Origin of the sequence: Pseudonocardia nigra (assembly GCF_019396355.1) — a bacterium.
GTDB classification, from domain to species: domain Bacteria; phylum Actinomycetota; class Actinomycetes; order Mycobacteriales; family Pseudonocardiaceae; genus Pseudonocardia; species Pseudonocardia nigra.
Window position 1 is genome coordinate 1 of record NZ_JAHKRK010000024.1, and the last position, 15375, is coordinate 15375.

General features: G+C 75.4%; 13 protein-coding genes and 1 pseudogene. 8 read left to right on the forward strand and 6 right to left on the reverse strand.

Annotation, left to right across the window (positions count from 1 at the left end):
- Positions 1–423, reverse strand: a pseudogene (locus KME75_RS08890) (D-glycero-alpha-D-manno-heptose-1,7-bisphosphate 7-phosphatase); the annotation flags it as partial.
- A gap of 153 nt (positions 424–576) precedes the next feature.
- On the opposite strand from KME75_RS08890, the gene KME75_RS08895 reads away from it, so the two are divergent.
- The 5 genes from KME75_RS08895 to surE all read left to right on the forward strand — a co-directional run bounded on the left by KME75_RS08895 (position 577) and on the right by surE (position 2987).
- On the forward strand, positions 577–717 hold the full coding sequence (locus KME75_RS08895; protein WP_219414098.1) for a hypothetical protein: 141 nt from the start codon (positions 577–579) through the stop codon (positions 715–717).
- 59 nt (positions 718–776) lie between these two features.
- Entirely contained in the window at positions 777–929 is a 153-nt protein-coding gene (locus KME75_RS08900; RefSeq protein ID WP_219414099.1) for a hypothetical protein, read from the forward strand.
- Positions 930–1060: 131 nt separating this feature from the next.
- A complete protein-coding gene (locus KME75_RS08905; protein ID WP_219414100.1) occupies positions 1061–1234 on the forward strand; it encodes a hypothetical protein in 174 nt (57 codons plus the stop codon).
- A gap of 38 nt (positions 1235–1272) precedes the next feature.
- Positions 1273–2199, forward strand: a complete 927-nt coding sequence (locus tag KME75_RS08910) for a 1-phosphofructokinase family hexose kinase (RefSeq protein ID WP_246631753.1) — start codon at positions 1273–1275, stop codon at positions 2197–2199.
- 5 nt (positions 2200–2204) lie between these two features.
- Entirely contained in the window at positions 2205–2987 is a 783-nt protein-coding gene (gene surE / locus KME75_RS08915; RefSeq protein ID WP_219414101.1) for a 5'/3'-nucleotidase SurE, read from the forward strand.
- A gap of 109 nt (positions 2988–3096) precedes the next feature.
- Here the strand turns inward: surE and KME75_RS08920 are convergent, their stop codons facing one another.
- The 3 genes from KME75_RS08920 to KME75_RS08930 all read right to left on the reverse strand — a co-directional run bounded on the left by KME75_RS08920 (position 3097) and on the right by KME75_RS08930 (position 5974).
- Complete coding sequence (locus tag KME75_RS08920; protein ID WP_219414143.1) at positions 3097–3642, reverse strand: D-sedoheptulose-7-phosphate isomerase; 546 nt, start codon at positions 3640–3642, stop codon at positions 3097–3099.
- Positions 3643–3713: 71 nt separating this feature from the next.
- Positions 3714–4955 (reverse strand): glycosyltransferase, encoded by a 1242-nt coding sequence (locus tag KME75_RS08925; protein ID WP_219414144.1) that lies wholly within the window; start codon positions 4953–4955, stop codon positions 3714–3716.
- Positions 4956–4960: 5 nt separating this feature from the next.
- Positions 4961–5974 (reverse strand): glycosyltransferase, encoded by a 1014-nt coding sequence (locus tag KME75_RS08930; RefSeq protein ID WP_219414102.1) that lies wholly within the window; start codon positions 5972–5974, stop codon positions 4961–4963.
- A gap of 175 nt (positions 5975–6149) precedes the next feature.
- Between KME75_RS08930 and KME75_RS08935 the strand changes: the two genes are divergently transcribed.
- On the forward strand, positions 6150–7775 hold the full coding sequence (locus KME75_RS08935) for a RecQ family ATP-dependent DNA helicase (protein WP_219414103.1): 1626 nt from the start codon (positions 6150–6152) through the stop codon (positions 7773–7775).
- A 60-nt stretch (positions 7776–7835) separates the two neighbouring features.
- Here the strand turns inward: KME75_RS08935 and KME75_RS08940 are convergent, their stop codons facing one another.
- Both KME75_RS08940 and KME75_RS08945 read right to left on the reverse strand, forming a co-directional pair.
- Complete coding sequence (locus KME75_RS08940) at positions 7836–8690, reverse strand: SDR family oxidoreductase (RefSeq protein ID WP_219414104.1); 855 nt, start codon at positions 8688–8690, stop codon at positions 7836–7838.
- A gap of 46 nt (positions 8691–8736) precedes the next feature.
- The gene (locus tag KME75_RS08945; protein WP_219414105.1) at positions 8737–9114 is read right to left on the reverse strand and encodes a hypothetical protein; all 378 of its coding nucleotides are present in this window, start codon (positions 9112–9114) and stop codon (positions 8737–8739) included.
- A gap of 91 nt (positions 9115–9205) precedes the next feature.
- Here KME75_RS08945 and KME75_RS08950 point away from each other — a divergent pair, with 91 nt between their 5' ends.
- Both KME75_RS08950 and KME75_RS08955 read left to right on the forward strand, forming a co-directional pair.
- Positions 9206–14239, forward strand: coding sequence for a PAS domain S-box protein (locus KME75_RS08950; RefSeq protein WP_219414106.1), 5034 nt, complete (start codon positions 9206–9208; stop codon positions 14237–14239).
- A gap of 82 nt (positions 14240–14321) precedes the next feature.
- Positions 14322–15311 carry a YihY/virulence factor BrkB family protein gene (locus KME75_RS08955; protein WP_219414107.1) on the forward strand — a complete coding sequence of 330 codons (990 nt, stop codon included), beginning with the start codon at positions 14322–14324 and terminating at the stop codon, positions 15309–15311.
- Positions 15312–15375 lie beyond the last annotated feature (64 nt).

Genomic DNA, 15375 nt, shown 5'->3' on the forward strand with positions numbered 1-15375 from the left:
CACGGGCGTCGGCACGAGCACGGCGGACGCCCCGGCCGCGGCCGCGGCCCCGACGTCGGCGCCGATGTCGCCGATCACGACGACCCGCTCCGCCGGGACGCCGAGGCGCTGCGCGGCGGCCAGCACCATGCCCGGCCGCGGCTTGCGGCACGCGCACCTGTCCTCCGGCCCGTGCGGGCAGACCTGCCAGACGTCGAACGGGCCGAGCAGCTCGTCGACGCGGCGGTTGACCGCGGCGGCCTGCTCGGCGGTGATGAGCCCGCGGGCGATCCCGGACTGGTTGGTGATGACGCCGACGGGTATCCCGGATGCACGGAGGAGGTCGAGGGCCGCGCGGGCCCCGGGGACCGGCCGCACCCGCGCGGGATCACCGTTGTACGGCACGTCGACGACGAGCGTGCCGTCACGGTCGAACAGCACGGCAGCAGGTACGTGGTCGTCGATCACGGAGAAGGACTTGACCGTGCCCGACCCCGATAAACGCTCGCGCCCCAACTGCTACTCTCCGTGACAACTACTACGGAAGGTCACCATGGGGTTTTTCGTGGGCAACTGGCCGCTGCGGGCCTGCGGGTAGTGCCCATCGACACCGATCAGCCCGTCCCTGGATCCGCCGAGTCGGACGTTGCCGGGCAGTGCGGGGACTCGGTCGTCGACGGGCCCGACGCGGGCGACGCAGTCCTCGAGGAGCTGCGGGCCGAACGCGACGAGTCCTGACGGTGCACTACTCCGTCGACGCCTCCGCGCTCGTCCGCTGACTTCCGGACGAGTACCGCGTGGACGCCGGCGCCCTGGGCGATCTGCTGCTCGACGGCCGGGAGCCACTGCAACCCCGTGTCGTCCTGACGGTGGCCCGGCAGATCGTGCTCGACCACACGCCGTCCGGACCCTCGACGCCCTGCACCTCGCCGTCGCGACGACCACGGTGACCGAGCTGGCCGCGGGTGACCCCGTCGCGTTCGTCACCCGCGACGCGCGGCAGGCGGCCGCCGCGGCGGCGATGGGGCTGACGGTCTCCTGAGCGAGCGTCGACCCGGGCCCCGCCGGGTACCCGCCGGGCATGGCCGAGACCGAGAGGGAGAACGTCGAGCCCGCCGACGCCGCGCGACCGCCCGTCGAGCCGCGCGACAGCCCCGACGCCCTACGCCCCGGCGAGCCGGAGGGCCCGCACCACAAGATCCCCGAGGACGACCCCGCCGCGCCCACCGAGGACGTTCCCCGGCCCCCGCGCTGACCCCGCGTGCCGGCCCCCCACCCGGGTACGGTCCGGACATGCCGCCTCCCGCCGTGGTCGTGTTCGCCCCGTCCCCCCTGCTGACCGTGACGATCGAGGACCGGGCGGGCCAGGCCGACATCCACGTCCATCCCGGCGGCCAGGGCATCTGGCAGGCCCGCATGATCACGACCCTCGGTGTCCCGGTGGTGCTGTGCGTCAGCCTGGGCGGCGAGACGGGCGAGGTGCTCGAACACCTCATCCCGGAGGAGGGCGTGGAGCTGCACAGCGTGCCGGTCGGCGCCCGCAACGGGGGCTACGTGCACGACCGCCGCGCCGACGAGCGCGAGCCGGTCGCCGAGGCGCCCGGCGCCCCCCTGGACCGCCACGAGCAGGACGCGCTCTACGAGGTGGCCCTGCGCGAGGGCATCACGCACGGCACCGCGCTGCTGGCCGGACCCAACTCCGACCAGGTCATCCCGCATGCGCTCTACCAGCGCCTCGCCACCGACCTCGCCGCGAACGGGTGCCGCGTGGCCGCCGATCTCGCGGGCAAGCGGTTGGACGCCGTGCTGGCGGGCAACCCGTTCGTGCTCAAGGTGAGCCACGAGGAGCTGCTCGCCGACGGCCGCACCGACAGCGACGAGCCCGCGGCGCTGGTGGCCGCCATGCGCGACCTGCGCGCCGACGGTGCGGGCACGGTGATCGTCTCGCGCGCCGCCGAGCCGGCGCTCGCCCTGGTGGAGGACGACGTCGTGGAGATCCACGTACCGCCCCTGCAGCCCGCCGAGACCCGCGGGGCGGGCGACTCGATGACCGCGGGCGTCGTCGCCTCGCTCACCAAGGGCGTCCCGGTCCGGGAGGCGCTGTGCATCGGCGCGGCCTGCGGTGCCCTCAACGTCGTGCGGCGCGGGCTCGGCACCGGCGGCGAGGAGTCCATCCGGACCCTGGCCGAGCGGGTCGAGCTCGTCGCCTGGAAGGAGTGAACCCCATGCGTGCACTGGTGACCAACGACGACGGCATCGACTCCGTCGGCCTGGCCGTGCTGGCGCGGGCCGCGCAGGCGGCCGGGCTCGAGGTGGTCGTGGCGGCCCCCGCGGAGCAGTCCAGCGGCGCGAGCGCGGCGATCACCGCGGTGCGGCGCGAGGGCCGCACCGTGGTGCACCGCCGCGAGCTGCCCGAGCTGCCCGACGTGCCGGCCTACGCCGTCGAGGCCCAGCCGGGGCACATCGTCGTCGCCGCCCTGAGCGGCTGGCTCGACCCGGCCCCCGAGGTGGTGCTCTCCGGCATCAACCACGGCGCCAACGTCGGACGCGCCGTGCTGCACTCGGGCACCGTCGGCGCCGCGCTCACCGCGGGGGTCCGCGACGCCCGCGGCCTCGCCGTCAGCCTCGACGTCGCGCTGCACCCCACCGGGGAGCGGCACTGGGACGCTGCGGCGGAGCTGTTCCCCCGGGTGCTGGAGCTGCTGCTGGACGCCCCGGCCACCACCGTGCTCTCGCTCAACGTCCCGGACCGGCCGCTCGTGGAGCAGCGGGAGCTGCGGCACGCGCGGCTGGCGAAGTTCGGGTCGGTGCAGGCGCGCGTCGACGAGGTGGGCGACGGCGCGCTGCGGCTCGGGGAGATCGAGGTCGGCACCCGGCCCGAGGAGGGCACCGACAGCGCCCTGCTCGCCGCAGGCCACCCGACCCTCACGGCGCTGCGGTCGGTGGCCGAGGACCCCGACCGCCTGGTCCCGGAATGGCTCGCCTCGGCCGACCGGGTCCGCGCCTGAAGGACCCACACCCGGTTGCAGCAAAGCCACTTTCACGCCACGTGGTTGCATGAAAGTGGCTTTGCTGCAATGTCCGTTCCGCGGTTCCGTCCGACCACATGGGCCGGGGTCAGGCGCGCGCCTCGATCGCGCTCTCCAAGGCACGGCAGAGCATGTGCAGGGCCGCCAGGTGGGTCTCCTGCACGGTGGCGGTGTCGCCGGGCAGGCACACCGCCTCGCTGCAGGCCCGGGCGAGCGGGTTCGGGCCGGGACCGGTGAGGGCCCAGCTCCGGGCGTCCACCTCGGCCGCAGCGGCGGCCGCCGCCAGCAGGTTCGGGCTGCGGCCACTGGTGGAGAACAGCAGCACGACGTCCCCCGGCCGCCCGTGGGCCCGCACCTGCCGCGCGAACACCTCCGTGAAGCCGTAGTCGTTGCCGATCGCGCTCATGCTCGAGCTCTCGGCGTGCAACGCGATCGCCGACAGCGGGCGGCGCTCCCGGTCGAACCGGCCCACGAGCTCGGCCGTCAGGTGCTGGGCCTCCGCGGCGCTCCCGCCGTTGCCCGCGACGAGCACCCGCGCGCCGGCGAGCAGCCGCTCGGCGAGCTCGTCGCCCCAGCGGGCCAGCGTGGGGCTCGCCCCGCGCAGGGCGGGCAGCGCCTGCGCGAGCCGGTCCACGTGATCGCCGAGCGTGGTGACGACATCGGGCGCGGTGACCGTGGCACTGGCGGTCGCGGTGGCGGGCGGGTTCACCGGACCGCCCCCGCGGTCTCGGGCCGGGCGACCGCCACCGGCCGGGTCCGCGTCGCCCGCGCCTCGACGACCTCCTCGTAGGCCAGCGCGGTCGCCGCGGCGACCCGCTCCCAGTCGTAGCGGGCGAGCACCCGGTCCCGGCCGGCGATCCCGAAGGCCGTGCCGCGGGTCGGGGAGGCCAGCAGGTCGCGCAGCGCGGTGGCGAGCGCGTCCGGGCGGCGGGCCGGCACGAGCAGCCCGGTGACCTGGTCGACGACGGTGTCCTGGATGCCGCCGACGGCGCTGGCCACCACCGGCCGCCCGCAGGCCATGGCCTCGAGCGGCACGATCCCGAACGGCTCGTACCAGGGCACGCACACCACCGCGTCGGCGGAGCGCAGCAGCGCCGGGACGTCCGGGCGGGCCACCGGTCCGAGCAGCCGGACCCGGTCGGCGACGCCCGCCTGCTCGGCCGCGGCCCGCAGCCGCTGGGCGTCGGGGTCGTCGGCCCGGTCCACGCCCGTGGCACCGCCGGCGATGACGAGCTCGGCGTTCGGGACGCTGCGCAGCGCGGCGATCACCTCGTCGACGCCCTTGCGGCGCACCAGCCGGCCGAGCGCGACCAGCCGGGGCCGATCGGACCGCTGCGCGACCGGGCCGTCGGGGGTGAACTCGGCCGTGTCGACGCCGCACGGCACCACCGTGGTCCGTCGGCGCGGGGCCCCGAGCCGGGCCAGCTCGAACACCTCGTCGGTGCAGGTGGCGAGCACGCGGTCGGCCTCGCGCGCGACCGCCGCCTCCGCCCGGACCCGGCCCTTCGGGCTCGTGTCCTCGCTGCCCTGGTGGCGGCGCTTCACGCTACCGAGGGCGTGGAAGGTCTGCACCACCGGGATCCGGCCCGCGGCGGCGGCGAGCGAGACCATCCCGGACATCCAGAAGTGGGCGTGCACGACGTCGGGGGCGTCGCCGGCCCACGCGGCCGCGAGCACACGGGTGAACTCGGGCAGGTGCGGCACCAGCTCGTCCTTCGGCACCGGCGCGGTCGGGCCCGCGGTGACGTGGCGTACCACGACGCCGGGGCGCAGCGGCACGGTCTCGGGGAGGTCCGGGTCCTCGCGGCGGGTCCAGACCGTCACCTCGTGTCCCGCGGTGGCGAGGGCGGAGCTGAGCTCCAGCACGTGCACGTTCTGGCCGCCGGCGTCCACGCCGCCGAGGGCGGCGAGCGGGCTGGCGTGTTCGGACACCATGGCGATGCGCATCGGCATCAGCTCCTTCCGATCGTGGCGGTGGCGACCGGCCGGGGGGCCTGCCGACGCCGACCCTCGGTGGCGTGCGCGAGGACCTCGTCCCAACAGGTCAGGAAGCGGTCCAGGCCGTAGCGCTCCAGGACGTGCGCCCTGGCGGCGGCACCCGTCGCCCGGGCGCGGTCGGGGTCCGCGACCAGCTCGCGCAGCCCCTGGGCGAGCCGGTCGGGGTCGGTGGAGCAGATCCCGGTGCCGGGCGGGACGGCCTCGCCCGCCTCCGTGCTCGCGAGCGCGACCACGGGCATGCCCAGGTGCATGGCCTCCAGCAGCGACAGGCCCAGCGAGGTCCACCGCAGGGGGTGCAGGTAGACGCGGCGGCGCGCCATCTCCGCGTGCATCCGGTGCTGCGGCAGGTCGCCGCGGCCCTGGATCTCCGCGACCCCGAGCGCGTCGCCGAGGCCGTCGGTCCCCATCCCGAAGACGTCGAGCGGGACGGTGCGGGCGAAGGCGGGCAGCAGGTCGGTCCCGGTGATCCGGTTGCGCCGCAGCGGCTCGTTGACGACGACCGCCGCGGCAGCGAGCTCCCCGGTGTACCGATGGCCGGGGTCGACGATCCCGTGCTCCACCACCGTGGTGGCGGTGCTGCCGGCGTCCCACATCAGCCGGTTGAAGTGCGTGACGTGCACCAGCGTGAGGTCGTCGCGGTCGGCCATCGGGTGCCTGCTGGTGGCCGCGTGCTCCCGCGGCGCGTTGTGCTCGAGATAGATCACGGGGACGTCGCGTCCGAGGGTGCGGCCCAGCCACCGCTCGGCGAGCTCCAGCTCCTCGGGTCGCTGCAGGACGACGACGTCCACGTCGGCGTCGGCGAGCTCGTCGGGGGCGATCTCGACCGCGCCCGCCGGCCAGTCCCACGCCGCCGGCCGCCCGCCGCCCCACGGCCCGCGCTCGGGGAGCGTCGGCAGCAGGTAGCGGTGCGGACCCTGGACGAAGGCCGTCGTCCATGACCCGTGCACGTGCCACAGGAGGATGTTCACCTTCGAGTAGTCGCCAACTGCGCGACGATCAAAACCCCTCTCGCCGAACTGCTACTCTTCGTGGTGGCTACTACTCTTCGTGTCCAGTGATGGTTCGGAGGCCCGGAACGGACGTACCGGGCGTCACCGGCGGGTCGCGCGTGGCCGTCCGCCGTGCGGGGTAACGCCAACTCTCGTGGGAGTTTCCGACGATCTGCAGCGCATCGCCGCCGACACGTTCGGCTGGACCGAGCTGCGTCCCGAACAGCTCGACGCCATGGAGCACGTGGCCGGTGGTCACGACGTGCTGGCGGTGATGCCCACCGGATCGGGGAAGTCCGCGATCTACCAGGTGCCCGCGATGCTGCGGGACGGGGCGACCATCGTCGTCTCCCCGCTGATCGCCCTGCAGCGCGACCAGCGCGAGGGCCTGGCCGAGAGCGACGCGCCCGAGGCCGTTGCCGTGAACTCGGCGCAGCGGGCCGGGGAGACGCGGCACGCGTGGGACGCGGTCGAGGGCGGCGACGCCGAGTACCTGTTCCTGTCCCCCGAGCAGCTGGCGAACGACGAGGTGCTCGACCGCGTCCGCGCCGCCGGCCCGTCGCTGTTCGTCGTGGACGAGGCGCACTGCGTCTCCGAGTGGGGCCACGACTTCCGGCCCGACTACCTGCGGCTGGGCGAGGTCATCGAGCGGCTCGGGCACCCGCCGGTGATCGCGCTGACCGCCACCGCGGCGCCGCCCGTACGCGCCGACATCGTCGAGCGGCTGGGACTGCGCGAGCACCGCGAGGTGATCACCAGCTTCGACCGACCGAACCTGTACCTCGCCGCGCACCTGTACGCCGACGCCGACCAGCGCCGGGCCGAGGTCGTGGAGCGGGTGGTCGAGCGCGCCGGCCCGGGGCTCGTGTACTGCGCCACCCGCAAGGACACCGTCGCCTACGCCGACGCCCTGACCGAGCGCGGTGTCGCGGCCGCGGCCTACCACGCCGGGCTGAAGCGCGCGGTGCGCGACGAGGTGCACGAGCGGTTCATGAACGGCGACATCGACGTCGTCGTGGCCACCTCGGCGTTCGGGATGGGCATCGACAAGCCGGACGTCCGGTTCGTGCTGCACGCGGCCACCCCCGCGTCGCTCGACGCCTACTACCAGGAGATCGGCCGGGGCGGGCGCGACGGCGAACCCGCACTCGCCGAGCTGCACCACCACGCCCAGGACGTCAACCTCCAGCGGTTCCTCACCGCCCGCCGCCCGAAGCCCGACGCCCTGCGCGGTGTGCTGAACGCACTCGACACGGGGGAACCGCGGACGCCCAAGCAGGTCGGCGACTCGAGCGGCCTCTCCCCCGCCCGCCGCACCCCTGCCCTGAACCTCCTGGAGCAGGCCGGGGCCGTGACCGCCGACGCCGACGGCCGGTTCACCCGCACCGGCCTGGGCGCGGCGGAGGCGGTGGACGCCGCCGTCGAGATCGCCGAGCAGCGCCGGGAGATGGTGCGCTCGCGGATCGAGATGATCCGCGGGTACGCCGAGAGCACGAACTGCCGCAGGCGGCTGCTGCTGGGCTACTTCGGCGAGCAGCTGACCGACCCGTGCGGGCACTGCGACAGCTGTGACGCCGGGACGTCGCGCCGCGCCGACCCGGACGCGGGCGAGGCGGCGGGGCTCGAGGGCCAGGAGACCGTCCGCCATCCCGAGTGGGGCGAGGGCGTGGTCATGTCGACCGAGCGCGACCGCGTGACCGTGCTGTTCGCCGAGCACGGCTACAAGACCCTGTCACTGGACGCCGTGCGGGAGAACGACCTGCTGGAGCCCGCCGAGTAGCGCCTTCGGCGCTCGTGAGTGAGAAACGTCGTCCTGGCGACGTTTCTCACTCACGGGGCGTCAGCCCGGCAGCGTCTCCCCGCCGATCGGCGCGAGCACCTCGCCGGTGTAGTAGCTCGACAGCTGCGGCGCCGCGAAGAAGACATACGACGGGGCGATCTCGTCGGGGTCGGCGGGCCGGCCCATCGGCACCTGCTTGCCGAACGACTCGACCTTCTCCTCGGGCATGGTGGCCGGGATCAGCGGGGTCCACACCGGGCCGGGGGCCACGCAGTTCACCCGGATCCCGCGGTCCACGAGCGACTGCGCGAGCGAGTAGGTCAGGGCATTGATCGCGCCCTTGGTGGCCGAGTAGTCGATCAGGCTCTTGTTGCCGCGCAGGCCGTTGATCGAGCTGGTGTTGATGATCGCGCTGCCCTCGCCGAGGTGCGGGAGCGCCGCCTTGGTGACGCGGAAGTAGCTGTGGATGTTGATGTCGAAGGTGTGGGTCCAGCGCTCGTCGGTGATCTCCTCGGGCGCGTCGACGGGCTGCTGGGTGGCCACGTTGTTGACCACCACGTCGAGCCTGCCCAGCTCGGCGACCGTGCGCTCGACGATCTCGCTGCAGTGCGCCGCGTCGGCGAGGTCGCCGCGCAGCGTCAGGCACCGGCGGCCCTCGGCGCGCACCAGGCCCGCGGTGTGCTCGGCGTCGGCGTCCTCGTCGAGGTAGGCGAGGGCGACGTCGGCGCCCTCCTTGGCGAACGCGGCGCACACCGCGCGCCCGATGCCGGAGTCGCCGCCGGTGACCAGCGCGACCTTCCCCTCGAGCAGGCCGCGCCCCGTCCAGCCGCGCATCTCGTCGCGCGGCTCCGGGGACATCGCGCCGGTCTCGCCGGGCGGGCTCTGCTGCTGGGCGGGCGGGGTCTCGTCGGCCATGGAAGGAGCTCCTCGGGTCGGGACGGACAGGGCGGAAGCGAGCAGGTCAGCGGGCCCAGCGGGCGCTCACCGCGCAGAGCGCGGCCCAGAGGACGGCGAACCCGGCGACGCGGGGGCGCCGGTCGCGGGCGGGCAGCCCGGTGCCGAACACGAGCGCGTCGGCGGCGTCGGCGGCCACCCGGGCGGCGATGGCCGTCTGCAGGGCGGGCCCGCGGGGCGCGAACACCATGGCGGTGCCGATCGCCGCGTCCCGGGCACCGATGCCCGCGATCAGCGTCCGGACTCCCGGCGAGACGGTGTCGGAACCGTCGGGGCCGGCCGCGTCGGTGAGCCCGCACCGACGGGCCAGCACCACCGGCCGGACGATGATCGTGAGGCTGTAGGCCGCGGTGATCGCGCCGAGGACCCGGGGAAGGAGATGCACGACCCCGGAGGTGCCCGCGCTCCGCGCGCCCCAAACCGGACCGGATGACCTTCATCGGGCACCCCCTTCCCCTCGGTCCTAGACTCGCGCGGTGACCGCCGCGCGGGAGCTCCCCTTCCTGAACACGGGCGGGGAGATGGGCAGGCTCATCGCGGGGTACGACTGGGCCGCCACCCCCGCCGGTCCGGTCGACTCGTGGCCCGCGCCGCTGCGCGCCGCCGTCGGCCTCGCGCTCGAGTCGCCGCAGCCCCTGCTGATCTGCTGGGGGCCCGACCTCACGGTGCTGTACAACGACGCCTTCGCCGCCGTCGCGGGCGACGCGCACCCCGGCGGGCTGGGCGGGCGTGGCGAGGAGCTGTTCCCGCGGGCCTGGCCGGTGATCGGGCCGCTGCTGCGGCACGTCCTCGACGAGGGCGCCGCCACCTCGGCCGACGACCAGCCGCTGCTGCTCGACCGGGGCGGCTCCCCCGAGGAGACCTACTGGACGTGCGCGCACTCCCCCATCCGCGACGCGGACGGCAATGTCCTCGGCGTCCTCACCGCGGCGCACGACACCACCGCGCAGGTGGTCGCCGCGCGCAGGCTCGCGACGCTGCGCGCGCTGGGCGAGGTGTCCGCCGTCCGCGTGACCTCCGTCGACCGGGTCGCGGTCGCGGCGCTCGACGCGCTGGCCACGAACCCCCTCGACCTGCCGTTCGCGGCGCTCTGCCTCACCGACGGCGCGGCGGGCGAGCCCCGGCTGCGCGTCGCCGCGTCCTACGGGCTGCCCGATTCGACACCGCTGGTCGACGGCGCGGGCGAGCCGGCCGGCGCGGTCCGCCACGCCCTGCTCACGGGCGAGCCGGTGATCGACACCACGACGGCCCTGCCGCTCGGGACCGCCGAGACGCCCCCGGCGGGCGTGCTGGTGCTCGGCACGAGCCCGCGTCGGCCCCTGGACGAGGACCACCGCTCCTTCCTCGACCTGGTCGGAGCGCAGGTCGCGGCCGTGCTCGGCGACGCCAGATCCTACGCCGCGGAACACGGCCGGGAACCGGCGGCGCAGGACACCGTGCCACCGGAGTCGACGGTGTCGCCCGGCGCCGCCTTCCGGCTCCTCGCGGAGCACGCCGACGACGTCATCGGCCGCCACGACCTCGACGGCACGTGGCGCTGGGTCTCGCCGTCACTGGAGCGGGTGGCCGGGTACCGGCCGGAGGACGTCGTCGGCACGAGCGCGCTCGAGCTGGTCCACCCCGAGGACCGGGACGCACTGGCCGTCGCGATCGGCGGGCTCACCGACGCCGAGCCGGTCGCGGAGCTGACCCTCCGGCTGCGGCACGCCGCAGGCCACCACCGCTGGTTCGAGCTGCGGGCCCGCCGGGTCCGCGACGCCGACAGCGGCACGGTCGAGCTGCACAGCTCGCACCGCGACGTCACCGACCGGCTGCTCGCCGAGGAGGAGGGCTCCCGGTTCCGGGCGCTGGCCGACCGGTCCGGCGACTTCATCGCGATCGCCGCGGCGGACGGCAGGTGCAGCTACGTGAACCCGGCGGGCCGGGAGCTCATCGGGATTCCGGCGGACCGGCCGGCGTCGGAGATCTCGCTGCGGGACGTCGTCGCCCCCGCGGAGCGGTCCCGCTACGCCGCCGAGGCCCTCGCCGGCAGCGACCGCACCGGCTCCTGGACCGGGCCGATGGACTTCGTCGACAGCGTCGGCACGCCGATCCCGGTCTGGCAGTCGCTCATCACCCACCGCGACGTCCGCGGCCACGTCGCCTTCTACTCCACGGTGGCGGAGGACCTGCGCGAGCGGCAACGCGCCGACGACGTGCAGTTCGAGGAACGGGAGCGCTACCGCACGCTCGTCACGCAGGCCCCCGTCGGCATCTGGGTCGCCGACCGGTCGGGTGCCACGACGTTCGTCAACGAACAGGTCGCCGGGCTGACCGGGCGGTCACCCGCCGAGTTGACCGGCACCGCGTGGATGGACCACGTCCACCCCGAGGACGAGACCACCACGGTGGCTAGCTGGAAGGCCGCGGTCCGCTCCGGCACGCCGTGGGAGGAGGTGTACCGCCTGGTCGCCACCGACGGCACCGTCCGGCACGTCCGGTCCTCCGCCCGGCCGCTGCGGGCGGTGGGCGGCACGGTCACCGGTTTCCTGGGCACCACGATCGACGTCACCGACGAGCGCCGGGCCGAGCAGACCCGCCGGGACGCCGCGGCCGAGCACGCCGCCCGCAAGGTCTCCGACGCCGCCGCGGCCCGGCTGCGCGCGATGGTGCAGGGTCTCGCCGCCATCGTCTGGGAGGCCGACTGGGATCCCCGGCGTCGCGCGCTGCGGTTCACGTTCGTCTCCGACCGCGCCGAGGAGCTGCTCGGGTACCCGGCGCGACGCTGGCGGGACGACGCCGACTTCTGGCCCGGTGTGATCCATCCCGACGACCGCGCGGAGACGCTCGGCTACACCGGCGACCGCACGGCGGCGGGCGTCGACCACGACCTCACCTATCGGGCCGTGGCCATCGACGGCCGGGTCCTGTGGCTGCACCAGGTCGTGCACGTCGTGAGCGGCCCGGACGGCCCCCTGCGCGCCCAGGGCCTCACCGTCGACATCACCGAGCAGAAGCGCGCCGAGCGCTCCGCCGCGCTGCTGGCCGAGACCGGCCGGTTGGTCGCCGACCCCGGCAGCGCCGAGGACCGGCTCGTGGCGCTCGCCCGGCTCGTCCGGCACGACCTGGGCGACGCCGCCGTGGTGTCGCTCGTCGGGCCGGACGGCCTGCTGCGCCGCGCGGCCGTGGCCCACGACGACCCGGAGGTGGAGCGCGCGCTGCTGGCGCTGGCCCCGACCCGGCTGCCGCCGTCGCTGGTCGAGGCGTTCGCCCCGGGGCTCCCGATCGTCGTCCCGGTCACCGACGCCCTCAACCGCGCGGCCGCCCGGGACGAGTCGGACGCGAGGGCGCGGGTGCAGCTGGGTGCCACCACGTCGCTCGTCGTGCCGCTCGTCACCGGCGGCCGGGTGGTCGGGCTGCTCGGGTTCGTGAACTTCGGTGCGGCCCGCTACTACGACCCGACCGATCTCGACCTGGCCGCCGAGCTCGGCAGGCGGGCCTCGCTGATGCTCGCCGCCGACCGGCAGCGCATCCGCGAGCGGCACCTGCAGCAGGTCGCCGCCGACCTCGCCTCGGCGGGCGGGGTCGCCGAGGCCGCCCGCCTGCTGGTGTCGCGGCTCACCGACGTGCTCGGCGCCGACGCGATGAGCGTGTCGATCGTTGAGCCCGAGCGGGGAATCCGGCTCGTGCACGCGCCGGGGTACGCGCCGCGGGTGGTGGACCAGTTCACGGTGATCCGCACCGACGACGACGTGCCGATCGCGGAGGCCGTGCGCTCGGCGGAGCCGGTCTGGATCCGCGACCGGGAGGACTGGGGCCGCCGGTGGCCGCACCTGCTGGAGCACGCCGTGCGGGAGAGTCCCCACGCCGCCGCCGCGCTGCCCCTGACCGCGGCGGGGCGCGTGGTCGGGGCCGTCGCGGCGAGCTTCGGCACGGAACGGGAGTTCCCCGCCGACGAACGCGAGTTCGTGCTCGCCCTCGTCGCCCAGGCGGCCCCCGCCTTCGAGCGGGCCGCGGCGGCCGACGAGCGGCGGCTGATCGCCGAGACGCTGCAGACCAGCCTGCTGCCGCCCACGCTCCCGCGGCTGGACCGGCTCGCGCTCGCCTCCCGCTACCTGCCGGGGGCGCACGGCACGCAGGCGGGCGGCGACTGGTACGACGTGCTGCCGCTCGACGGGCCGGCCGGCGGTGACCGGGTCGCCATCGCGGTCGGGGACGTGGTGGGCCAGGGGGCGCGCGCCGCGGCGATCATGGGTCAGCTGCGCAGCGTGCTGTCGGGGTACCTGCTGGAGGGCCACGACCCCGTGCAGGCTCTGGAGCGGCTGGACCGCTTCGCCGCCCGGGTGCCCGGAGCGGCCGGCAGCACGGTGGCGTGCCTGGTCCTGCACACCGGCACGGGCGAGCTCACCTGGGCCCGGGCCGGTCACCCGCCGCCGCTGGTCACCGGCCCGCAGGGCACCCGGCTGCTCGACGACGCCACCGGCACCGTGCTCGCCGTGCAGGGCAGGCCCCCGTTCGTCGCGGGCAGCGCCCGGATCGCCGCGGGCGAGAGCATCGTGCTCTACACCGACGGGATCGTCGAGCGGCGCGGGGAGGTCGTCGACGACGGGGTCGAGCGGCTCGCGGCCGCCGCGGCGCGCCACCACGAGCTCGCCCCACCGGCCCTCACCGAGGCGCTGCTGCGCAGCGTCCTCGCCGCGAGCGGCCCGGACGAACCGCCTGCCGGGCCCGCCGACGACGTCGCGCTCATCGTCGCCCGTCTGATGCCGGCCCCGCTGCGGCTCGTGCTGCCGGCGCAGGCGCGGGTGCTGCGGGAGCTGCGGGCCGCCGTGCTCGCCTGGGCGGAGGGCACCGGCCTGTCCGAGGACGAGGTCTACGACCTGCAGCTCGCCGTCGGGGAGGCGGCGGCGAACGCGGTCGAGCACGCCTACCGCGACCGCCCGCCCGGCACAGTGGGCGTCGAGCTGACCCGGCAGGCCGACGGCGCGGTCCTGGCCGTCGTGCGCGACGAGGGCAGCTGGCGGCCCGCGCCGGCCGACCGCGGCTTCCGGGGCCGCGGTCTGGAACTGATCCGCCACGTCAGCACCCGGGTGGAGCTGGACCACGGGCCGGACGGCACCGAGGTGCGGTTCACCTTCCCACCCCCGCACGAGCAGCCACCGGCGCGCGAGCCGGTCGCCGACCCCGCCCCCGCCGGACCCGCGTCGATGCGCACGAGCCACACTCCCGACGAGGTCTGCATCACCCTGCTCGGAGACCTGGACCTGGCCGGGGTGCAGGCCGTCCGCGAGGACCTCGTGGCCGCGGTGCGGGCCGCCCCGCGGCCGGTGGTGGTCGACCTGCGGGAGACCAGCTATCTCGCGAGCGCGGGCGTGGCGCTCCTCGTGGAGGTCGACCGTGCCGCGCGCGCCGCGGGACGCCGCCTGCGCGTGCTGGCGCCGGCGGACGGGATCATCCGCAGGGCGCTCGGCCTCAGCGGGGTGGACGCCGTGCTCGAGGTCCTCGAGGGGCCCGGCGCCCGCCACGGCTGAGGTTCGGCGCGCGGGCAGGGTTGGGCGGGGCCGGCGACGGCTACCCGCGGGGGACGTCCTCCACGACCCCGGGAGTGCTTCCGTGTCCGACCGCACCGCCACCGCCCACCGATCCGAGTCCTCCGGCCGTCCCGCCGGTGAGCATGCCGAGTCGCCGGCCCAGATCCCGCCGCGCGGGTGGTGGCAGGTGGTGCGCCGGGCGTTCAAGGAGAGCAGCGCGGACAACGTCTCGATGCTCGCCGGCGGGGTCGCGTTCTTCGCGTTCCTCGCGATCTTCCCCGCGTTGATCGCCGCCGTCACGATCTACGGGCTCGTCTCCGACCCGGCGCAGGTGGCGGGCCAGGTCCAGAATCTGGCGGGCGCGCTGCCGCAGGACACCCAGCCGCTGATCGCCGACCAGCTGAACGCCGTCGTGGCGAGCAGCGGCGGTGCGCTGACCCTCGGTCTGGTGGTCTCACTGCTGGCCGCGCTGTGGTCGGCCTCGAGCGGCACCGGCAACCTGATGCAGGCGGTGAACCTCGCCTACGACGAGCAGGAGACGCGCGGGTTCGTGAAGCTGCGCGGCACCGCGCTGCTGCTCACCCTCGGTGCGATCGTGTTCGTGCTCGTCACGCTGGGCCTGGTGGCCGTGGTGCCCGCGGTGCTCGACGCGTTGCAGCTCGGCGTGGTCGGCACGGTGCTCGCGCAGGTGGTGCGGTGGGCGCTGCTGATCGCGGTGGTGATCGTCGCGCTGGCCGTGGTGTACCGGGTGGCGCCCGACCGGGACGCCCCGAAGTTCCAGTGGGTCAGCCCCGGCGCGATCGTCGCGGCCACGCTGTGGATCATCGGTAGCGTCGGGTTCAGCCTCTACGTCAACAACTTCGGCAGCTACAACAAAACCTACGGCGCGTTGGCCGGTGTCGTGGTGCTGCTGCTGTGGCTCTACCTCACCAGCTACATCGTGCTCCTGGGCGCGGAGATCAACGCCGAGTCCGAGCGCCAGACCCGCCGCGACACCACCCACGGCGAGCCGGTGCCGATGGGCGACCGCCGCGCGGTCGCGGCAGACCAGGTCGCCGACGGATCGCAGTGACGGACGGGCGACTCACCCGACGATTCCGGGCGACTCGCGGGAATCCCGCGAGTCGCCCGATCCC

What these genes read in the sequence shown, in the direction of transcription:
- KME75_RS08905 (WP_219414100.1), top strand. Translation starts at nt 1,061, where the DNA reads ATGGCCGAGACCGAGAGGGAGAACGTCGAGCCCGCCGACGCCGCGCGA.
- KME75_RS08910 (WP_246631753.1), top strand. Translation starts at nt 1,273, where the DNA reads ATGCCGCCTCCCGCCGTGGTCGTGTTCGCCCCGTCCCCCCTGCTGACC.
- surE (WP_219414101.1), top strand. Translation starts at nt 2,205, where the DNA reads ATGCGTGCACTGGTGACCAACGACGACGGCATCGACTCCGTCGGCCTG.
- KME75_RS08925 (WP_219414144.1), bottom strand. Translation starts at nt 4,955, where the DNA reads ATGCGCATCGCCATGGTGTCCGAACACGCCAGCCCGCTCGCCGCCCTC.
- KME75_RS08940 (WP_219414104.1), bottom strand. Translation starts at nt 8,690, where the DNA reads ATGGCCGACGAGACCCCGCCCGCCCAGCAGCAGAGCCCGCCCGGCGAG.